This window comes from Streptomyces luteolifulvus (assembly GCF_008806595.1).
Classification (GTDB): Bacteria; Actinomycetota; Actinomycetes; order Streptomycetales; family Streptomycetaceae; genus Streptomyces; species Streptomyces luteolifulvus.
On sequence record NZ_VZRB01000025.1, the window covers coordinates 100632 to 123120 of the forward strand.

The 22489-nt window shown below is 73.3% G+C and carries 8 protein-coding genes; 3 read left to right on the forward strand and 5 right to left on the reverse strand.

Annotated features, from left to right (window positions below):
• Nucleotide 1: 1 nt before the first annotated feature.
• The 5 genes from F7R91_RS29670 to F7R91_RS43875 form a co-directional block, all read right to left on the reverse strand.
• Nucleotides 2-14209, reverse strand: a complete 14208-nt coding sequence (locus tag F7R91_RS29670) for a type I polyketide synthase (protein ID WP_150953595.1) — start codon at nucleotides 14207-14209, stop codon at nucleotides 2-4.
• Between the two features lie 130 nt (nucleotides 14210-14339).
• Nucleotides 14340-16064, reverse strand: coding sequence for a fatty acyl-AMP ligase (locus F7R91_RS29675; RefSeq protein WP_150953598.1), 1725 nt, complete (start codon nucleotides 16062-16064; stop codon nucleotides 14340-14342).
• A gap of 350 nt (nucleotides 16065-16414) precedes the next feature.
• Entirely contained in the window at nucleotides 16415-16651 is a 237-nt protein-coding gene (locus F7R91_RS29680; RefSeq protein ID WP_150953602.1) for a hypothetical protein, read from the reverse strand.
• 108 nt (nucleotides 16652-16759) lie between these two features.
• On the reverse strand, nucleotides 16760-17407 hold the full coding sequence (locus F7R91_RS29685; protein ID WP_150953605.1) for a hypothetical protein: 648 nt from the start codon (nucleotides 17405-17407) through the stop codon (nucleotides 16760-16762).
• Between the two features lie 319 nt (nucleotides 17408-17726).
• Nucleotides 17727-19262, reverse strand: coding sequence for a helix-turn-helix domain-containing protein (locus F7R91_RS43875; protein WP_150953608.1), 1536 nt, complete (start codon nucleotides 19260-19262; stop codon nucleotides 17727-17729).
• Between the two features lie 340 nt (nucleotides 19263-19602).
• On the opposite strand from F7R91_RS43875, the gene F7R91_RS29695 reads away from it, so the two are divergent.
• From F7R91_RS29695 to F7R91_RS29705, 3 genes are all read left to right on the forward strand, one after another.
• Nucleotides 19603-20223: an L-threonylcarbamoyladenylate synthase gene (locus F7R91_RS29695; RefSeq protein WP_191971687.1), complete on the forward strand. Its 621-nt coding sequence runs from the start codon at nucleotides 19603-19605 to the stop codon at nucleotides 20221-20223.
• Between the two features lie 125 nt (nucleotides 20224-20348).
• Complete coding sequence (locus F7R91_RS29700; protein ID WP_150953611.1) at nucleotides 20349-21104, forward strand: dienelactone hydrolase family protein; 756 nt, start codon at nucleotides 20349-20351, stop codon at nucleotides 21102-21104.
• Nucleotides 21105-21242: 138 nt separating this feature from the next.
• A complete protein-coding gene (locus F7R91_RS29705) occupies nucleotides 21243-22442 on the forward strand; it encodes a glycoside hydrolase family 64 protein (protein WP_150953614.1) in 1200 nt (399 codons plus the stop codon).
• Nucleotides 22443-22489: the final 47 nt, after the last annotated feature.

A 22489-nucleotide genomic window follows, 5' to 3' on the forward strand; every position in this document is an offset into this window, starting at 1 on the left:
GTCACTGCTGCCGCCAGGAGCGGAACGCCCGCAGGTGTTCGGGCGTGACCACGACTTCCAGCCGCTCGTCGTCCTGTTCACCGCCGCCGAGCGCGGCCAGCAGGCGTCGTGCCGGTACGTTGCGCGGAGTGCGCTCCGCGGTCAACAGAACCTTGGTGCAGCCCAGTTGGTCGGCCCGGTCGGCCAGCCACTGGAGCAGACGTTCCTCGACGCCCCGGCCCAGTGCCCGGCAGCTCATCAGCCAGGCCAGTACGTCGAGTTGGCCGCCGTCGGCGCGGACGGCGAGCAGGCCGATCTGGCCGTAGTCGCCGAAGCGGTCCCGGGCCGCGGCCGTCCACACCTCGCCGTGTGCGCGCCAGCGGACGAGGTCCCCGCCGTCCGCGGAGCGGGCGCGCAGGGTGAACTGGTTGGTGCGGCGCACGAGTTGCTCGGCACGCTGGACGTCGGCCTCCGACAGGGCGCGCATGTCGACGCACAGTTCCAGCTGGGCCAGGAACTCCTCGAACCCGGCCTGCTCACGGGCGATGTCCCGTTCCCGCTCCTGCTCGTAGAACCGTGCCCGCAGCGCGTCCTCAGCCGTGGCCGCTGCCGGCACGAGGGGCCACAACCGGCCCAGGAACGGCTCCAGTCCGGCCGTGGGCGGGCAGGTCACCGACAGCACCTGGGGCAGCGCGGACCGCATCTTGGCGATCTCGGCCGGGTTGTCGTCGAGGAAGAGGAAGCTGTCCAGCCCGAGGTTGAGGGTGCGCGCCGCCTCGGCCAGCCGGGTCGGCTTGGGGCCCCAGGCGGCGGAGAGCACGCTGAAGTGCTCGGCCTTCAGCGAGCTGTCCTGGCGGTCCAGGACGGCCCGGACCGTGCCCTCGTCGTTGTTGCTGACCAGCACGAGCAGTGCGCCCGCGGCACGCCACTGGAGCAGCCTGCGCGCCAGCAGGGCGCGCGGGCCCGTCAGGTCGACCGCCTCCGGACCGATCTCTCCGGCGACTCCGCCCCACAGCGTCTCGTCGCCGTCCAGGGCGATCACCTTCGGTGCGGGGCGGCGAACCGCCCGTACGGTCTCGGCCAGTTGCAGGGCCACGGCCGCCTGGAAGTGCGGGGTGAAGGGGAGGTGGGCCAGGCGTTCCGTGCGCTCGTCGAAGCGTTCCTCGACGGTGTGGTGGCGTGTCCAGTCGTCGGGGCGCAGCACCGCGATGCCGGGCAGTTCGTCGAGTTCGGCGGCGATCTCCTGCTCCCAGCGCGTGAAGCGCTCCTCCGGCCGGGCGGTGGGCAGGAAGCCGACGATCAGCGGCTTGCGGGTGCGGTCGGCCAAGGCCCGTAGCGCGGCCGGGTACGCGGTACGCAGTTCGGCGAACAGCGCGTCGTCGACCGGCCCGAAGCGCTGCAGGTCGGCGGCCCGAAGCAGCACCACGCCGGCCGCCGTGGAGGAGTCGGCGAACACGCCGGACGGGTCCTGCAGGGCGGCGAGCACCTGGTGGTACGGGGCTTCCGCGACCGTCATCGCGTCGCCGTCCGCCATCTCGTGGTCGACCGCCGTGGCGCACAGCTGGGGGAGGTTGCCGAGGGCGAAGGTGGCGGCGAGGGCGAGCGAGTCCGTACGGACCTGTTCCGCCCGCACTGGTTCCCCGCGAACCGTACGAACGGGTCCCGTCGGATCCTCAGCCGTGTCCTCGAGCAGCCGCACCAGTTCCTCCCCCAGCTCGGTGGCCGTCCGTGCGTCCAGGATGTCGAGGTTGTGGTCGAGGCGGATGCGGCCCGCGTCCGGGGTCATGGTGATCATCAGGTCGAGGTCGGACCAGCCCGTCCCGGCGGGCAGGACTTCCAGGTTGTCCAGGCGGCCGGACGCGAAGCGGACGTAGTTGAAGTAGACCTCCACCAGCGGCGCGTTCGGCCGGTACAGCCCCTGCCTGGCGAGGGTCGCCAGGACGTCGGAGAACATGGCCCCCTTCGCGAGGATCCTCTCCAGCCGCCCGTCGGTGCGGCGCAGCACCTCGGCGACCGGCTCGTCGGCCCGTGCCTCGGCCGGGAACGGCACCGGTACGCCGAAGAAGCCCACCGCGTCGAAGGCGTCGGCGTGGATGCGGGTGTCCACGGGGACGGCGAGCACAAAGCGTTCCCGCTCCCGCCGCCGTGCCAGCAGCACGGTCAGGGCGCCCAGGCAGAACGCGGCGGGCGTGACGGCGAGCCGGCTCGCGGCCTGCGAGACACGCTCCATCAGCCCGTCGGGGATGGCCACCGTGACGCTGCCGGCCCGGTAGGACCGTGTGTCGGGGCGCGGTCGGGCGAGCGTCAGATCCAGCCGGGCGCTGCCGTGGAAGGCCTCGCGCCACTCGGCCGCCACGGTCCCGGGCTCGCCCGTCTCCTGGGCCTGGACCAGCAGGTCGAGATCGCGGTTGGTGAGGGTGTCGCCGAGCGGGGTGCCGGACAGCTCGGCGTCGATCTCGCCCGCCACGAGCAGCAGGGACTGCAGATCGCTCACCGCGTGGTGGGCGCCGAACGCCAGGATCTGGCCGCGCGGACCGCCGTCCAGCAGTTCGAAGCGCCACAGCGGCGCCCGGGTCAGGTCGAAGGGCGGCTCCAGCAGGCGGCGCAGCCCGTCGTCAGCGTCGGGTCCGTTCTCGTCGGACACGGACGTCCAGCGCAGCAACGGCTCAGGGACCTCCCGCTGCACCCGCAGCTGCCGGCCGCCCTGCGAGCCCGTTCCATCGCCGGTGCCATCGCCCATGCCGGTGACGATCGCGGTACGCAGGGCCGCATGGCGTCCGGCAAGCCGGGTGAGGATGGCGGTCAGATCCTCGCGGGTGGTCGGCGAGTTGAGCCGCACGGCCAGCCCGACGGCGTGTGCCGCGTCCGGCATGTCCGGGCGGGCGCTGCGCAACAGCCGTACGACATCGCGGGTGGCGGGGCGCACGGCGATGTCGGGCACCTCGGCCGGCCCCTGCTCCGCTGCGGCCTCCGAGGCCGCGGCACGGTCGGGCAGCGCCTGGTCCAGGGTCCTCGCCAGACCGCGGATGTCGGCGGCCGAGAACACCGCGGAGGCGGGCAGTTCGACACCCAGCTCGCGGGAGAAGGCGTTGCGCAGCCGCACGAGCATGAGGGAGTCGAGGCCCAGTTCCTTCAGGGCCGTGCTCGCGGACACCTCCACCGCTCCGCCGGACACGTCGCCGACCCTGGCCCGTACATACGCTTCGAGCCGTTCGGCACGGTCTCCGTCCGTCGTCGCCGCGAACACACTCCTGACCAGTTCGTCCGAGCCGCTGCCGGCCGCCGGGACGCTGACCAGGTCGGCAAGCATCGGGCGGGTGCGGGCCGCGTCCGGGTCGAGCGCCAGCAGCGACCAGTCCAGGGCGACGGGTGCGAGCTGGCGGCGGGAGGTGGCGAGGACCCGGTCGAACAGTTCGCCGCCCTCCTGCGGGGTGAAGGCGACCAGGCCCGACCGGGCGGTCCCGGCGGCCCGGGTTCCGGAGGCGGCGACCATGCCGACGCCCGCCCAGGCACCCCAGTCCAGGCTCAGCGCCCGGCGTTCGGTGCGGGACAGGTGGTGGGCCCAGGCGTCCAGGAAGGCGTTCGCCGCCGAGTACGGGCTCTGTCCGGCCGAGCCGAGCAGGCCGGCCACCGAGGCGAACAGGACCAAGTCACGTGCCTCGGGGACGAGTTCGGTGAGCAGCGCGGTGCCCAGCACCTTGGGGGCGAGGACGCGCAGGACACGCTCGTCGGTCAGGTTCGCCACGGTGGCGTCGTCGAGGACACCGGCGGCGTGGACGACGGTGGTGATGGGGCCCGCTTCGCGTCGCAGGGAGTCCAGGGCGGTCGTGAGCCCCGCGCGGTCGGCGACGTCGGCGCGGACCAGACGCACGCTGACGTCGCGCTCCTCCAGGGCCGCGATCCACTGCGCGGCCTCGGGCGTGGGCGTGCCGCGGCTCATCAGGGCCAGCCGGCGGGACCCTCGGCGCACCAGCCGTTCGGCGACGACCCGCCCGAGGCCGCCGAGGCCGCCGGTGATCAGGTGAACGCCGTCCGGCGTGATGTCGCCGTGGCCGCCGTCGTCTGGGCGGGTGCGGGTCAGACGCGGCACGAGGCGGCCCGACCCGCGCACCGCGACGAGGCGTTCGTCGTCGGCGTGGTGCAGCTGCGTCCACAGACCGTCGACGCCGTCCAGGGGCGGCAGGTCGATCAGTGTGGTGGACAGTTCCGGGTACTCCTGTGCCACCGCGAGTCCGAAGCCCCAGGCCAGCGCCTGCTCGGGATGGGCCACCTGGGTGCTGTCCGCGGCGGCCTGGCTTCCCCTGGCCACCACGAACAGACGGGGCGAGCGGCCCTGTCGGCGGTCGGCGAGGGCGCGCACCAGGTGGAGGGTGCTCAGGCAGCACAGCCGGGCCGCCTCCTCGGACGAGGCCGCGTCCGCGATGGGCGGAGCGTCGAGGGCCGACAGCTGGACGACCCGTTCGGGCAACGAGTCGGGGAACGCCTCGTCGAGCAGCCGGGTCAGCTGTCGCGGATCGGCAGGATCGAGTACGTATCGTTCCGGGCCCTCGGCTCGTTCCCGGCCCTCGGCGGCGAACGTCTCGCCCCTGCGGGCGATGACATGCGGCACCGACGCGAAGCCGAGCCGCTCTGCGAGGGCGTCGGCCACACCGGTCCGGTCGGCGAGGATCAGCCAACTGCCCTGTCCGGGCGCCTCCTTGGCCATCGGGCGTGGCTGCCAGCGTGTCTCGAACAGCGCGCCGTCGAGCGGGGACAGCGCGGCGAGCCGGAACTCCCGGGCTTCCAGCACCAGTTGCTCGTTCTCGTCCCAGAGCCGCAGGTCCAGCGTGGCGGTGTCGCCGTCCACCGACCGCAGTCGGCAGGTCGCCCACACGGGCGTGGAGCCCGACGCGGTGAACCGCAGCCGTCCGACACCGGCGGGCACGAACGCCCGGCCCTCGGGGGCGTCGGCCGGCAGGGCGGCGGTGTGGAAGGCGGCGTCGAGGAGCGCGGGGTGCAGCAGATGTCCGGCCGCGGGCCGGGCGGTCAGCCGGCCGAGGGCCGCTGTGTGCGTGCGGTGACTCTCCTGGAGACCGCGGAAGGCGGGGCCGTAGTCGATACCGAGGGCGGCGAGCCCTGCGTAGACGGCGGCCATGTCGGCTTCCTGCACACACAGTTCGCGCAGTGCCGCAAGGCTCTCGCCCGCATCGGGCACCGCGGGCTCGGCCGCGGTGGTGGCGACGCGACCCGTGACGTGGCGCTCCCACGGAGCGCGCCGTTCACCGGCGGGCGCCGAGGCGATGATGAAGTCCCGGTGTCCGTCCTCGGCAGGCTGCAGGACCAGTTGCAGCCGTACCGGCGTGTCGGCGTCCAGGCGCAGCGGCTGGAGGAACCTGACGTCGGACAGCCGCACCTCGCCACCGCCGTGCACCGCGGACGCGGCCTCCAGCGCCATGTCGAGGAAGGCGGCACCGGGCAGCCAGACCTCGCCGGTGACCCGGTGGTCGGTGAGATAGCCGAAACGGCTGTCGCGCAGGTCGACGGTGGTCTGGAAGATGTGCCGGTCCGGCTCGTCGCTGGCCTCGACATGTGTGCCGAGGAGCGGCTTTCCGCCGTCCGTCGCGGGCGCGGGAGCCAGCCAGTGGCGTTCGCGGGCGAAGGCGTATGTGGGCAGGCCGGTGCGCCGCCCCTGCGGGAACAGGACCGTCCAGTCCGGGGTATGGCCGGCGGTGTACAACTCCCCCAGCCGGCGCAGCAGGACCTCCCGGCCGTCCTGCTGCCGGCGCAGCGACGCCACGCTCACCGCGTCGACGCCGGCCTCCGCGGCGACCGCCTCGATCGACGCCCCGAGCGAGGGATGAGGGCTCATCTCCACGAAATAGCGGTAGCCGTCGTCGAGCATCCGCCGGACGGTGTCGGCGAATCGGACCGGCTCGCCCAGGTTCGCGTACCAGTAGTCGGCGTCCAGCCGGTCCCCGGGCACGGGCTCGGCCAGCACCGTCGAGTACAGCGGGGTCGGTGTCCGCGTGCCCCGAAGGCCGGACAGACGCTCGGCCAGGTCCTCGCGGACGGGAGCCATGAGAGGCGTGTGCGAGGCGAACGGGGTCGACAGCCTGCGGGCGGGGATCTCGCGGTGATCCAGCTGAGCAAGCAGTTCGGCCAGCGCGTCCGCGTCACCGGAGACGGCCGTGGAGTGAGCGCTGTTGACCGCCGCGACGAACAGGCGGCCCGCGTACGGCGCGAGCAGGTCCTCGGCCTCGTCGCGCGGCAGCTCGACGGACAGCATGCCGCCCTTGCCCTCCAGCGGTACGACGGCCAGGGCTCGCCCGGTCACCACGGTCACGGCCTCGTCCAGGGTGAGGGCGCCCGCGCTGTACGCGGCGGCGATCTCGCCCAGGCTGTGTCCGATCACGGCGTCCGGGGCGACGCCGAGCGAGCGCCAGGCGGCGGCGAGCGCCGCGTTGACCGCGAAGAGCACCGGTTGCAGGAACTCGGTCCGCCCGAGCGGGGCGATCTCCTCCGGCGCCCGCAGCGCGGTGAGCACGGACCAGCCGGCGTGCCGGAGCACCGCCTCGTCGATCCGGGTCAGCTCCTCACGGAACGCCTCCGACTCGGCCATCAACTCGACGCCCATGCCCGGCCATTGGCCGCCGTGTCCGGCGAAGACGAAGGCCACCTTGCCCGCGTTCTCCTCGCGGGGCGTGGCTGCGGGCGTGCGTCCGCTCGCCAACGCGCCCAGCCCGGCCAGCAGTTCGTCCTTGCCGTCGGCCACCACGCCGGCACGCCACTCGAAATGGCTGCGGTGCCGGGCCAGGCTGTGGGCGAGGTCCGTCAGCACGGTGTCCTCGGAGAGATGCCCGGCCAGCCGCTCTGCCTGCCCGCGCAGGGCTTCCTCGCTGCGCCCGGAAACGGTGAACAGCAGCTTCCCGGGGACGGGTTCGTCCTGTGCCGCGGACGCGGTCCCGGTCCGGGGGGCCTCCTCCACGATCACATGGGCGTTGGTGCCGCTGATGCCGAAGGCGCTCACTCCGGCACGGCGTACGCGCCCGTCCTTGGGCCAGGGGGCCGGCTCACGCAGCAGGTTCAGCCCGCTGTCCGCCCAGTCGACATGACTGCTCGGGGTGTCGGCGTGCAGGGTCCGGGGAAGCTCCTCGTGACGCAGCGACTGCACCACCTTGATCAGTCCGGTCACACCCGAAGCGGCCTGTGTGTGCCCGACGTTGGACTTGAGCGAGCCCAGGTGCAGCGGACGGCCCTGGGGGCGGGAGGCGCCGAACACCTCGGCCAGGGCGTTGGCCTCGATCGGGTCGCCCAGCGTCGTGCCCGTCCCGTGCGCCTCCACGTGGTCGATGTCGGCGGGCTCCAGCCCGGACAGCTCCAGGGCGCGCCGGATCACCTGCTCCTGGGCGGGGCCGTTCGGCGCGGACAGGCCCTGACTGCGGCCGTCCTGGTTGACGGCGGTGCCGCGCAGCACGGCGAGCACCTCGTCCCCGTCGCGCCGGGCGTCACCGAGCCGCTTCAGTACGACCATGCCGGCGCCCTCGGCCCAGATGGCTCCGTCGGCGGCGTCGGAGAACGAGCGGCAGCGGCCGCTCGGGGACAGGCCCCGCAGCCGGCTGAACTCGACGAAGGTCTGCGGTGTCACCATCAGCGTCACACCGCCGGCAAGGGCGAGGTCGCACTCGCCCGCGCGCAGCGCCTGTGCCGCGAGGTGCACGGCCACGAGGGACGACGAGCAGGCCGTGTCCACGGTGAGCGCCGGTCCGTTGAGACCCAGCGTGTAGGCGAGCCGGCCGGAGGCCACGCTCAGTGCGGAACCGGTGCCGACGTACCCGTCGAGCTGGTCGAGCCGGGTGCCGGACAGGTAGTCGCTGCCGAACATGCCGACGTACACACCGGTCGTGCTGCCCGCGAGGTCGGCGGGCACGATTCCGGCGCGCTCCAGCGACTCCCACGCCGTCTCCAGGAGCAGCCGCTGCTGGGGGTCCATGGCCGCCGCCTCCTTCGGGGTGATCCCGAAGAAGCCCGCGTCGAAGGACTCGATGTCGTCGAGGAAGCCGCCTTCGCGGGCGTAGGACTTGCCGAGGGCGTCCGGGTCGGGGTCGTAGAGCGACTCCACGTCCCAGCGCTCCGCCGGGAAGGGACCCACCGCGTCGCGGCCCTCGGCGACCAGGTTCCACAGGGACTCGGGGTCGCCGACGCCGCCGGGCAGGCGGCAGGCCATGGCCACCAGGGCCACCGGCTCGTCGGAGGCCGGCGCGGTGGTGCGGGCGCGCTCAGGGGCGGTGTGCCGCCCGTCCTTCGCGAGCGCAGTGGCCAGCAGGTGGTCGGTGAGCCGGGCCGGTGTGGGGTGGTCGAAGAGCAGGGTGGCGGGGAGCTTGGCGCCGATACGGGTGCTGATGCGGTTGCGCAGGTCGACCGCTGTCACCGAGTCCATGCCGAGGTCGCGCAGCGGACGGTCGGCGGGGACGGACTCCGCCGAGCGGAGGCCGAGGGACCGGGAGGCCTCCTCACGGACCAGTGCGAGGACGCGGGTGGCACGTTCGGGCTCGTCGAGCCGGGCGAGCCGGTCCGCCAGACCGCGGCCCGCCTCCGGGCCGGTGGGGGCCGCGGGGAGCAGGGAGCGCCACAGTGCCGTCGTGGCGCTGTCGCCGGCCGCCGCGGTCTCGCGCAGACGGGGCAGGTCCAGGGCCCAGGCGACCTGGTGCGGGGTGCCGCGCCGCAGGGCGAGTTCGACGAGGTCGCGGCCCTGGTCCGGGGTGAGGGCGCGGTGGCCGAGGCGGGCCATCCGGTCCAGGTCGGCGTGCTCGGCGGCCAGCCCCTCGCCGGCCCATGCGCCGAAGGAGACGGAGATGCCGGACAGGCCCAGGGCCCGCCGGTGGTGGGCGAGTTGGTCGAGGTAGACGTTGGCGGCCGCGTAGTTGGCCTGGCCCGCGTTGCCGACGACTCCCGCGGCCGAGGAGACCAGGAGGAAGAGGTCGAGCGGCAGGCCGGCGGTGAGCCGGTGCAGATGTGCGGCGCCGTCCACCTTGGGGCGCAGCACCCGGGCCAGACGGTCGGGGGTCAGTTCGGCGACCATCTGGTCGGCGAGGATTCCGGCGCAGTGCACGACTCCGCGCAGCGGCAACTCGTCCCCGACACCGGTGAGTACGGCGGCGAGAGCCGCCTCGTCGGCGACGTCGCAGGCGGCCACTTCGGCCCGGGTGCCGAGGGCCGTGAGTTCGGTGACGGTTTCGGCGGCACGCGGGTCGGCCGCGCCCTGACGGGATGTCAGCAGAAGGCGAGGGACGCCGTGTTCGGCCAGCAGCCGGGCGATGTGGCGGCCGACGGCGCCTAGTCCGCCGGTGATCAGCACCGTGCCGTCGGTGGGAGCCAGGGAGGGGCGGCCGACCAGGTCGAGGACGACCGGGTCCGACGAGGCGCTGCGGCAGCGCATCGCCTCGCGTGCGGCGGCGACCGGGAAGATCCGCGGGCGGATCTCGGACGTCTGCGGGCCTTCGAAGGACGCGGCGCCCGCCGCGGCGGTGAACGGCGTCTCGTCCCCGAGCACGCTCACCCGGTGTGCGTCGGCGATCGCCTCGGAGCCGGGCGCGGTGTCGGCGAGGGCGACGACCCGCAGGCCGGGCGTGAGGCCGTCGACGCCGGGACCGGCCTCGCTGAGCACACCGGCGCATACCGTACGCGGCTGCTCGTCACCCGGCGCGGGTGAGGGCAGGGCGACGGCGTGCACCTCGATCCTCACCTGGCCGGCTGCCAGGGGGTGGGGCGTCGTGGGGCGCAGTGCCGGGTTCTCCGGCGGGCCGGTCAGCTCGTAACGGTCGCCTGCCGGAATCCGCAGCGTGTCCGGAGTGCGGGCGCGCACCAGCCGGGGGGCCAGCAACTCACCTGATCGCACGGCGAGTTCGGGTTCGCTTGTGTGGACGAGGGCCGCCGTCAGCGCGGCCGCGGCATCCGGGGAGTCGAGGTCCGGGGCGAGGTCGAGGAGGCCGAGCCCGAGGTCCGGGTGCTCGCTGCGGGTGCTGCGGACCAGGCCCCACAGCGCCGACTGGGCGAGGCCCGGGACGGTGTCCGTGCCGGTGGCGGCGATCGCGCCGCGGGTCACCCAGACGATCCGCGGGGGCGCCTCGTCCGGCGGGAGCGCGATCAGCGTCTTCAGCTCGGCCAGCGCGGTGGCGGCCAACTCCTGTGCGGCTGCGGCCGGTTCGGCGTCCGTCGTGGGATGCGGCCAGAACCGTACGACGATGTCGGCGCCCGACTCGACCAGCCGGGCCCCCGCCGCCTCGGCGACGTCCCGGGCGGGCGGGTCGCCCACCACCGTCCACTTGGTGCCCGGCCCCTCGGACGGTTCGGCGGTCACGGCGGTCCACGCCACCTCGTACAGGTGCCGGGCGTTCTCCGAGCCGCCGCTCAGGTCGGCCGGGTCCACGGCCCGCAGGCGTACGCCCTCCAGGCGGCCGGCCGGAAGGCCGTCGGTGTCCCACAACAACACGTCGAGCGTCAGGTCGGTGCCGGAGCCGCCGGTTTGCCGTACGGAGGCGATCAGATCGGTGGCGCCGCCCGGCGGCAGGACGCAGCGGCCGACCGCGACCGGCAGCAGCACCCGGCGGTCGGCGGCGTCGAACGCGGCGGCCACGTGCAGGGCGGCGTCCAGCAGGGCGGGGTGGACCGGGTAGGGGTCGGTCGTGTCGCGGGCGGACCGCGGCAGCGTCAGCCGGGCCAGCAGTTCCCGGTCGCCGGTCAGGGCAGCCTGCCGTACGCCCCGGAAGGCCGGCCCGTAATCGAGTCCGAGGCCGGTCAGCCGCTCGTACGTCTCCTCGCTCCACGCCTGCTCGGCCGTAGGGGGCCATACGGGCGGCCGACCGCCCGTGCCGGGAGCGGAGGCGGCCGCCGACGCGGTGGCGTGCAGGGTCCAGCCCGCGCCGTCCCGGCCGCGCGGGCGGCTGTGCACGGTGATCTCCGGCACCGGACCGGCGGCGGACACCTCGACGGACACCTCGACCGTGCCGGAGGAAGGGAGGGTCAGGGGCGCGAGCAGCAGCAGATCGGTGACGTCGCCCGGGGCGGCCGGGCGGGCCACGGTGAGCGCGGCACGGCACAGCTCCATCACCGTGGTGCCCGACACCACCGTCCGGCCGAAGACCGTGTGGTCGGACAGCCAGTCGGCGGTGGCCGGGGACCACTCGTTGCGGAAGGTCCAGCGGGTCTCGTCCGCCGAGCGGAGCTGGACGCCGAGCAGCGGGTGTGCGGCCCGGTCGAAGAGGCCGGGTGCGCCGGCGGCGGACTCCGGTTCGATCCAGTGGCGCTGCTGGTCCCAGGCGTACGTCGGCAGGTCCGCGATCCCGGTGTCGGCGACCAGGCGGCGCCAGTCGAGGGACCGTCCGTGGACGTGGAGTTCGGCGGCGGCCCGGTCCAGGCAGGCGGGACCGTCCTCGTCCCGGCGCAGTGATCCGACCGCGACCAGGTCGCGACCGCTGTCGTCGGAGACGGTGCGCAGGGCCGTGAGCAGGGAGGGGTGGGGGCTGAGTTCGACGAAGTACCGGTAGCCGTCGGCGGCCATGCGCTCGACGGCCGGGGCGAAACGGACGGGCTCGCGCAGGTTGCTGTACCAGTAGCCGGCTTCCAGTTCCCCGGTGACGGGCTCGCCGGTGACCGTGGAGTACCAGGCGACAGACGGCGGAAAGGTGCTGACGCCGTCGAGTTCGTCGAGGATCCTCGCGCGGACCGGCTCGACCTGGGCGCTGTGGGAGGCGTAGTCGACGTCGAGGCGGCGGACGAACACCTGCCGTGCCTCCAGGTCGGCGAGCAGGGCGTCCACGGCCGTCACCTCACCGGCCACGACGGTGGAGCGGCCGCTGTTGACCGCGGCGACACCGACCCGGCCGCCGTGGTCGGCCAGATGCGCCTCGACCTCGGGGTGCGGCAGGCCGATCACGGCCATGGTGCCGGTGCCGGACAGCCCGGTCAGGGCCTGGCTGCGCAGCGCGACGACCGCCGCCGCGTCGTTGAGGCTGAGTGCCCCGGCGACGCAGGCCGCGGCGACCTCGCCCTGGCTGTGCCCGACGACGGCGTCGGGCCGTATGCCACGGGCCCGCCACACGGCGGCCAGGGACACCATCACGGCGAACAGCACGGGCTGGACCACGTCGACCCGGTCCAGCGACGGGGCGCCCGCGTCGCCGCGCAGGACCGCGGTTGCCGACCAGGTCGTGAAGGGGCGCAGCGCGGCGTCGCAGCGGTCGAGTTCGTCGGCGAACACGGGGTCGCCGTCGAGCAGATCGCGGGCCATACCGGTCCACTGGGAGCCCTGACCGGGGAAGACGAACGCCACCTTGCCTGCGGGCAGCGCCTGTTGAGGGCCGACGGTCAGGTCGGGATCGGGCCGGTCCTCGGCAAGTCCGCGCAGCGCGGCGAGGAGTTCCTCGCGGTCGGCCGCCTGGACGACGGCCCGGTGCTCGAAGTGGGTGCGGTGGTGGGCCAGCGTCGCGGCCACAGCGGCCGGCGGCACCTCAGGTCGCGCCTCGAAGGCCCGGCGAAGACGCTCGGCCTGTCCCTGGAGGGCCGGCAGGGTACGGGCGGAAAGCGGGAAGAGGCTCGGCACGGGAAGGTCCTGAACGGCCGGCTCCGTCAGGTCACGCGGCGCCTCCTCCAGGACGACGTGCGCGTTCGTGCCGCTGATGCCGAACGCGCTCACGCCGGCCCGCCGTGTCCGCTCGCCGCCGCGCGGCCAGGCCTCGGCGTCGGTGAGCAGGCGCAGACCGCTGTGCGTCCAGTCGATGTGCTCGGTGGGGTGCTCGGCGTGCAGGGACGCCGGGAGCCGTTCGTGCCGCAGAGCGAGCACGGTCTTGATGACGCCGCCGATGCCCGCGGCGGCCTGTGTGTGACCGAGGTTGGACTTCAGCGAGCCGATGCCGAGCGGACGTCCGTCCGGCCGGCCGGGTCCGAACACGGCGGCCAGCGCCCGGCCCTCGATGGGGTCGCCGAGCGGGGTCCCTGTGCCATGGGTCTCGACGTAGTCCAGGTCCTCGGGCCCGAGCCCCGCGGCGTCCAGGGCCGCCTGCAGCACCCGTTCCTGCGCCCGGCCGTTGGGCGCGCTCAGACCCTGGCTGCGGCCGTCCTGGTTGATCGCCGACCCCTTGACGACCGCGAGGACCCGGTCGCCGTCGCGGCGGGCGTCGGCGAGCCGCTTGAGCAGCACCAGACCGCAGCCCTCGGCCCACACCACACCGTCCGCGTCGGCGGAGAACGGGCTGCACCGCCCGGACGGGGACAGCCCGCGCAGCCTGCTGAACTCGACATGCCCGCGCGGGGTGACCAGCAGTGACGCGCCGCCGGCCAGCGCGAGGTCGCACTCGCCGGCCGCCAGCGCCCGCGCCGCCAGGTGCAGGGCGACGAGGGAGGAGGAGCAGGCGGTGTCGACGGTCACCGCGGGGCCCTGGAGGCCGAGCGTGTAGGCGATGCGCCCGGAGGCCACACTGGCCGCGGAGCCCGTACCGACGTGCCCGTCGAGCTGCCCCAGTGAGGCCGAGGCCAGGTATCCGCTGTCGTACAGGCCGAGGTACACGCCGGTGGAGCTGCCGTTCAACGTTTCCGGGACGATTCCGGCACGTTCGATCGTCTCCCAGGCGGTCTGCAGCAGCAGCCGCTGCTGCGGGTCCATGGCGGCGGCCTCGCGCGGGGAGATGCCGAAGAAGGAGGCGTCGAAGCGGTCGATGCCGTCGAGGTAGCCGCCGCGCAGGGAGTAGGCCTTGCCGGTGGCCTCCGGGTCGGGGTCGTGGAGTCCGTGGGTGTTCCAGCGGCCTGCGGGCACCTCGGTGACGGCCTCCGCGCCGTCGGCCAGCATCCGCCACAGCGCGTCGGGATCGTCCGCGCCGCCGGGGAAGCGGCAGGCCATGGAGACGATGGCGATGTCGTCGTCGGTCCGTGGCGGCGGCGTGGCCGACGGTTGCGGCGCCGTGGTGCCGCGTCCGCCCGGTCCGTCGTCGAGCACCGCCTCGGCGAGCTCGGCGATGGTGGGGTGGTTGAAGACGAGTGCCGGGTTCAGGGGCCGGCCGACGCGCTCGGCCAGCAGCGCGGCCAGCGTCACCAACTGCCGTGACCCCAGACCGAATTCGGCGATCGGCCGTTCCGGGTCGACGGTCAGCGGGTCCAGCCCGGTCGCCTCCGCGACGGCCGACGTCAGCCAGGCCCGCACGCTCTCCGGTGTGGTGACGGACGGTTCGGAAGACTGCTTCGGGGACTCGTTCGCAGGCATCGGGGCAGGTGTCCTCGGGAAACTCGGGCTCGGGCTGAGTACGGCGGATTCGGCCTCGTGGGTCCGAACGTGCGGCCGGGGGTACGGCCGGTGGGCCGCCGGCGCGCCGGTGGGCCGGCGGCGCGACCGGTCAGCTCGCGGCGGGGGCGGCGACGGCGGCGAGGGTGCCGTTCAGGTAGGCCGCGCGGGTGGCGTGGCGCTGGATCTTGCCGCTGGACGTCTTCGGGATCGTGCCGGGGCGGACCAGGACGACGTCGTGGACGGCGAGTCCGTGGGCCTCGCCGACGGCGCTGCGGATCACATCGGTGATCTGCTCGGCCTCGTCCTCCGACTCCGGGGCCGCTTCCGCGACGAGGACGGGCTGTTCGCCCGCCACTCCGCCGTCCACGGAGAACGCGGCGGTGCAGCCGGGCCGCAGCGCCGGGTGGCACAGTTCGGCGGACAGTTCCAGGTCCTGCGGGTAGTGGTTGCGGCCGTCGATGACGATCAGGTCCTTGAGACGGCCGGTGACGAACAGCTCGCCGTCGCGCAGGAATCCGAGGTCTCCGGTGCGCAGGAAGCGGCCCTCGCGGCCGGCGAGCGTGGCGCGGAAGGTCTCGCGGGTGGCGAGGGTGTTGCGCCAGTAGCCCTTGGCGACGCTCGCGCCGGCGACCCAGATCTCGCCGACCTCGCCCTCGGCGAGCTCCTCCTGTCGCTCGGGGTCGGCGACGACCACGGTCGTACCGGGGGCGGGCCGGCCGGAGGAGACGGCCGCCGCGTCCGCCGCGCCGGCGTGCGGGCCGGTCTCCGCGGCCTCGATCAGGGTGGGCGGGGCGTCGACCGCGCCGCCGGTGACCATCAGGGTGGCCTCGGCCAGTCCGTAGCACGGGTAGAAGGCCTCGCGCCGGAAGCCGACCGGGGCGAAGGTCTCGGCGAAGCGCCGCAGGGTGGCGGCCCGTACCGGTTCGGCGCCGTTGAAGGCGACCTTCCAGGAGCTGAGGTCGAGGCCGTCGAGGAGGTCGGGCGTGGCGTGCTTCAGACACAGCTCGTAGCCGAAGTTGGGGCCGCCGCTGCTGTGCGGGCGGAAGTGGCTGACGGCGGTCAGCCAGCGCTCGGGCCGTTGCAGGAAGTGCAGCGGGGAGAAGAGCGTGGCGGTCGCGCCGAGGTGGAGCGTGTTGAGGACGGGTCCCATGAGGCCCATGTCGTGGTACACGGGCAGCCAGCTGACGGCCAGTTCGTGGTCGTACTCCGCGATGACGTCGGGGGTGTGGCCCATCCGGTCGGTGATGACCCGCTCGTTGTCCAGCAGGTTCCCGTGGGTGACGACCACGCCGCGCGGGGCCGAGGTGGAGCCGGAGGTGTACTGGAGGAAGGCGACCGAGTCGGCGGTGAGTTCGGGTTCGCGCCAGGAGCCGGCCGCGTCGTCGGGTATGTCCTCGGTGGACACCCAGGTGATGTCGGCGAGTTCGGGCAGATGCTCCGCCATCGCGCCCAGGGCGGCGAGGACTTCACGCCCGCCGAGGATCACCTTGACGTCCGCGTCGGCCATCAGGCGCTTCATCCGCGTCAGCGCCCGGTGGTTCTGCGACCGGCCCTGCGGGGGCACGCCCGGCACGGCGACGACTCCGGCCGACAGACAGCCCAGGTAGCCGCAGATGAACTCCAGGCCGGGCGGGTAGAGCAGCATGGCGCGGGAGCCGGCCAGGCCGCGTTCCTGCAGCCAGGCGGCGACCGCCCGGGCCCGGCGGGCCAGACGCCCGTACGAGATGTCCTGGATCTCCCCGTCGAAGTCGCCGGTGACGAGGTAGCGGTACGCGGTCCGGTCGGGCTGGTGCGAGGCGTGCGTGGTCAGCAGATCGACCAGGGATCGAGCCATATGACGAGTCTCACCTGTCTGGATCGGTGTGCGAGAAACCGGAGTTCTGGAGCCGCGTGACAGGTACGTGCGAAAGGCATGGACACCCTGGCCCCCTTGCCAGACCGCCCAACCCGGACCACTCCCGGGAGCTGTTGGTCACACAGACTCCTCGGGGTCCCCCCGTCCCAGTTGGCTACCGGTGAGTAGCACCCTAGCAAGTCCCGTGGGACTCGCCGACCGATGCAGCGTAAACCCTGGATGTCCTACAGATTTTGACGTTTCGAAGCAGTGTCCGATGCAGCAACTCGGCCTGATCCGGCCACCGGACGTATCACGGTGGCCGGGTCGTGTCGCGGAAGCGCCGGCCGTCAGCCGCCGTTCAGTCGCGAGCGCAGGAGCTGCTTGCCCATCTCCGCTCCCTTGCGGCTGTCCGCCTGGGCCTTGCGGAACAGGTCGGCGACCTCTGTGTCCTTCGCGCGCTCGGCGTCCTTGATGTAGGTCTCCAGGCGCAGGGCGTTGTTCAGGCACGCCTCCACGTACCAGATCAGGTCGTAGTTCTTGTCCGGCGTTCCGGTCACGCCGCCGGTTTCCGCGGTGCTGGTCATGCGGGCCTCCTTCATCATGTGGGGCCCGGGTACCCGCCCCCCGACCGGGCACACGGTCTCGGCCCACGTCCCCCAGGAACCGGTGGGTGTGGATCCCGAAGTACGGAACTACGGGGTGAAGACCTGCTCCAGTCGGTGGATGGCGCCGTCGGCCCCGGTCTCGTAGCGGAAGACGAGGCCGGAGTTCGGGTTCGCGGCGACCCAGTCGATCAGCTCCTGCACGCCGATCCGCTGGTTCTCGGTGGTCTCGGTGATGGGGTTGGTGGCGGTGACGTACGCGGCCTGGTCGAGGGCCCAGCGGCTCTCCTCGCCGGTGACGACGAAGGGCGGGCCGTCGGTGTCCTTTCCGGGGCATCCCCAGGCCCCGTGCTGGATGACGAGGTTCACCTTCCCGGTGCTGCCGTCGAGTTCCTCGATGCGGTAGAGGGCGAGTTCGTCGGGATCGACGTGGTCGGGGCTCGGCGGCTCGGAGGCGCAGTCGGCGGGGGACGGGGTGGCCGTGGCTGTCTTGGTGTGCTTGGCGGCGGGCGTGGCACTGGCGGCCGTACCGGCCGACGAGGTCGCCGTGCCGGCCGCGCTCGGCGAGGCGTCGGGCGTCCCGCCGGCCGTGCTCGGCGACGAGGTGGCCGTGGCGCCCGTGCTCGGCGAGGCGTCCGCCTCGGTGGCGGACGTGTCCTTCCCGCATCCGGTCAGCACAACACTCAGCGCGACGGCCGTGAGCGCGAGCACCGCGGGTCTGAGACGGTCGGCATTCATCTGGGAGGTCCCCCTGTTTCACGGGCGGCCCAGTCGGCCGCACCCAGAGCGGGACCGTAGCAACGATCTTTTCGCCCGGCAGTAGCCGGACTCCCGATGTCACAGAGCCGAGACATGATCGTCGCCGCGCGCGGACCGTGTGACGTCGCAGAGGAGCAGAGGGTCGCAAGAGACCAGAGGAAGGGAGCAGGCCGAAGGCGCGGACGACGGGGACCCGACCGGTCCCCCGTTCCGGTCGTGCCCCCGCGGCCCGTCGAATCTACGGCGCAGGCAGAGCCCCTGTGTACCGCGTCGATGCCCGCTGTGGTGCCGGGAGGGCTCACCCGTGCACAGATGAGTCCGGATGGCCCGTTTTCGACGGGTCGAGGGCGGGCGGTTCGAGCTCACCCATTGCCACATGGGCGACGACGACCTCGTAGAGGTCGCTGCCCGCGGCGAGGAGCTGGCGTTCGAGGACGGGCTCCGCGCTGCGGACGTGTTCGCGCACGGTCTGGGCATGGACGCCCAGGGTCTGGGCGGCCCGTTCGGCGTTGCCTCCCTCGGCGATCCAGGCGCGCAGGCTGCGGCGCAGATCCCGGGCGTCCGTGTCCAGGCGCCCGAGGAGGTCGCCGGCCCAGGTGCGCAGCGCGGGCCCGGCGAGCAGTTCGCCGAGCGGGGTGGGGGATGCCGCCCCGGCGCCGTCGGCGGCCGCCTCCTCGCCCAGGCCGACCTGGGTGTTCAGCGCGAGGTGGACTACGGCGCGGACGGTGAGGTCGGAGAAGTCGGTGTGCAGCAGGCCCTCGACGCGTTCCATGCGGGCGCGGACGGTGTTCCGGCTGACACCGAGGACCTTCGCGGCACTCACGGCGGTGAACTCCAGGCCCAGCCGGGTGGTGGCGAGCAGTTCGGCCCGGGTGTGGTGGGGCAGGGCGTCCAGCGGGCGCAGCATCCGGGTCGTCCAGACGCGCAGGACCTCCGGGTCCATCAGGCGTTCGGGGTGGGTGCGTTCGGCGTACACCGCGGTCTTGTCCGGGCGGAACCGCGCCACGGCGAGGGCGCTCACGGCCTGCCCGTACGCGGTGGCGGTCCGGGCCAGGCTCTGCCGGGCGCTGCCGCCGAGGAAGGTGCCCGGGTGCCTGACGACGAGCGATCGCAGTGCCTCGGCAGGGGCTTCGCCGGGGGCGACGACGATGACGTGCCGGTCCATGGCCGGGCAGCGCACGACCAGGGCCTGCTCGGCCGTCGCCTCGATGCACTCCTCGGCGAGCCGGTCGCGTTCGCCGGGGCGGCTTTCGGCGACGAAGACACAGGCGGTGTCCGTGTCGAGCAGACCGGGCCACAGGCCCGCGGCGACCCGGCGCGCCGAGACGGTGTCCTCCACCATCAGCAGCTGCAGGATCGCCAGCCTCAGATCGGCCGCCGCCCGCTTCAGCCGGCGCCCGGCCTCGGCCGTCTCCCGTGCCCGCAGCAGGAGTTCGACGAGCTGGGCGGTGCGCGTCACGATGTCGGCGGCGCGCCGGTCGAACGGTGTCTCGCGCGCCACCGCGAGCACCCAGCCCGACGCCGTGTAGGGGTGGTGGACCCTGACGAGGCGCAGATGGCGGCCCCCCTCGTCCAGGGCGGCGGAGGCGATACGGCCGGTGACGATGTCCGCGACCAGGTCCTCGTCCAGCGTCGTCGGCGCGCCGGCGACCAGGCGGCCCGCGTCGTCCCGCAGGCATGCGGTGCCGTCCACGGTGCCGGCGAGCCAGGTGACGACTCTGCGCACGTCGCGCCCGGTCGGCCGCAGATGTTCGAGCAGTTCCTGCGCCCACGTCGGGTCCCCGGCGTCCCGCGCCTCCGTCGTGGGACGGCTGTCGTCCTCTCGGCCAGCCATTCGGCCTTCTCCTCGTGTGTTGCCTCGTCCACCGGTCGGGGACGTTACCCGACACCTGCCCCGCGGCCGGGTCACGGACGCGGACCGGGAGGTGGCGGTCCAGCGGGTGGGCGGGCGGGGCGGCAGGGCGGACCCCCGTCCGCCACCCGCGCTGCTGGTCCCGCACCCGTTGCTCACCTCGTCCCCCACCGCGAAACCCGTCCGGCGGCGCAGGGCCTCCTCCTGGTACGGGCAGACCAGACCGCCGACCGCGTCCGCGGGGCTCCAGGGGCGAGGGGGAGCGAGGCAGCCACCCCCGTCCTGCGCGGCCGCCCCCGCGGTCACGGCATAAGCTCGGCGGATGGCGAAGTACTACGACGTGCACCCCGACAACCCGCAGCCGCGCACCATCTCTCAGATTGCCGACAGCGTCCGTGCGGACGCGCTCATCGCGTATCCGACGGACTCCTGTTACGCGCTGGGCTGCCGGCTGGGCAGCCGTGACGGCATCGACCGGATCCGTACGATCCGCCGCCTGGACGACCGGCACCATTTCACCCTCGTGTGCCAGGACTTCGCCCAGCTGGGCCAGTTCGTACGGATCGACAACGACGTGTTCCGCGCGATCAAGGCGTCCACGCCCGGCAGTTACACCTTCATCCTGCCCGCGACGAGGGAGGTGCCACGCATGCTCCAGCATCCTAAGAAGAAGACGGTCGGTGTGCGCATCCCCGACCATGTCGTCACCCAGGCGCTGCTGGCCGAGCTCGGCGAGCCGCTCCTGTCCAGCACGCTGCTGCTGCCGGACGAGGACGAGCCGATGACGCAGGGCTGGGAGATCAAGGACCGCCTGGACCACGTCCTGGACGCGGTGGTCGACTCCGGGGAGTGCGGCACGGAGCCGACGACGGTCATCGACTTCTCCGGGGGCGAGGCCGAGATCGTACGGCGCGGGGCGGGCGACACGACGCGCTTCGAGTGAACGGCGAACAGCCGGGCCGACGGCCGAAGCGGCCCGGACACCGGGCGTGCCACGATGGCCTCGGCCCGGCTCTCCCAGGGGCGGGATCCTTGCCGACGCCCCCACGCAGAGAGGCAGTCCCGGCCATGGCCGCCGTACAGGGAACCGCTGTCGACATCCCCACCGAAGACGGCACGGCCGACGCCTACCTGGTGCATCCCGCCGACGGCAGACCCCGGCCGGCCGTGCTGCTGTACATGGACGCCTTCGGGCTCCGCCCGCGGCTCATGTCGATGGCGGACCGGCTCGCCGGGGCCGGCTACACGGTCCTGGTGCCCAACGTGTTCTACCGTCACGGGCGCGCGCCCGTGGTGGAGTTGCCCGAGTTCATCGATCCGTCCGCCCGCCCGGAGATCTTCGAGTGCGTCGGTCCGCTGGTCCGGTCCCTGACACCCGAGCTCGCGATGCGGGACGCCGGTGCGTATCTGACCTGGTTGGCCGACTCCCCCGTGGTCACCGCCGGCCCGGTCGCCCTGACCGGCTACTGCATGGGCGCCCGGCTCGTCCTGCTGACCGCCGGCAGTTATCCGGAGCGGGTGGCGGCCGCGGCCGGATTCCACGGCGGGCGGCTGGCGACCGACGCCCCGGACAGCCCGCACCTGGTGGCCGGACGCATCACCGCGGAGCTGTGTTTCGCTCACGCCGACCGGGACCCCTCCCTGCCGCCCGAGCAGATCCAGCGCCTGGAGGACGCGCTCACCGCCGCGGGTGTCCGGCACCGCTGCGAGGTCTGTCCCGGCGCGCAGCACGGTTTCACCCAGGCCGACACGGCCGCGTACCAGCGTGAGGGGGACGAGCGGCACTGGGCGGCGCTGCTCGACCTGTTGAAGCGCACCTTCTGACGGACAGGCGGTACCCGCGAGCGTCCGCGGGCACCGTTTTCTTGCCACGCTTATTGACATGTTCGCGCCTCAACCGTAACGCTGAGAGCGCTCTCAAACAGGTACGGACCAACCCCACAACCCGTACGGAGGTGGAGAGTGCTCGCAGGACTCAAGCACAGACTCCTCGCCACAGCCGCGGCGGCCGCCCTGCTCGGCGCGCTGCTCGCGTTTGCCACACCGGCGCCCGCACCCGCCGCGGTGCCCGCCACCATCCCCCTGAAAATCACCAACAACTCCGGCCGCGGTGAGCCGGTGTACGTGTACAACCTCGGCACCCTGCTGGCGACCGGCCAACAGGGCTGGTCCGACGCGAACGGCACGTTCCATCCCTGGCCGGCGGGCGGCAACCCGCCCACACCCGCGCCCGACGCATCCATCCCCGGACCGGCCGCCGGGCAGTCGAAGACCATCCGGATCCCCAAGTTCTCGGGCCGGGTCTACTTCTCGTACGGCCAGAAACTCGTGTTCCGGCTGACCACCGGCGGCCTGGTGCAGCCGGCCGTGCAGAACCCGAGCGACCCGAACCGCACGATCTTCTTCAACTGGTCCGAGTACACGCTGAACGACTCCGGACTGTGGCTCAACAGCACCCAGGTGGACATGTTCTCCGCGCCGTACGCGGTCGGTGTGCAGCGCTCCGACGGGAGCGTGAGCAGTACCGGGCACCTCAAGCCGGGCGGCTACAACGGGTTCTTCAACGCCCTGCGCGGGCAGCCGGGCGGCTGGGCGAACCTGATCCAGACCCGGTCGGACGGGACCGTGCTGCGGGCCCTCTCCCCCGGGTACGGGCTGGAGACCGGCGCGCTGCCGGCCTCCGTGATGGACGACTACGTCAACCGCGTCTGGCAGAAGTACACGACGACGACCCTGACGGTGACCCCGTTCGCCGACCAGCCGGGCACCAAGTACTACGGCCGGGTCTCCGGCGGCGTCATGAACTTCACCAACAGCGCCGGGGCGGTCGTCACCAGCTTCCAGAAGCCGGACGCGGACAGCATCTTCGGCTGTCACAAGCGGCTGGACGCGCCCAACGACGCGGTGCGCGGCCCGATCTCCCGCACACTGTGCGCGGGCTTCAACCGCTCCACACTCCTGGTGAACCCCAACCAGCCGGACACCACGACCGCGAACTTCTACCGGGACGCGGTGACCAACCACTACGCCCGCAAGATCCATGCGCAGATGGCCGACGGCAAGGCGTACGCCTTCGCGTTCGACGACGTGGGACATCAGGAGTCCCTCGTCCACGACGGCTCCCCGCGCCAGGCCTATCTGACGCTCGATCCGCTGAACTGAACAGGCCGGCGTCCCGCACACGGAGCAAGCCGCGTGCGGGACGCCGT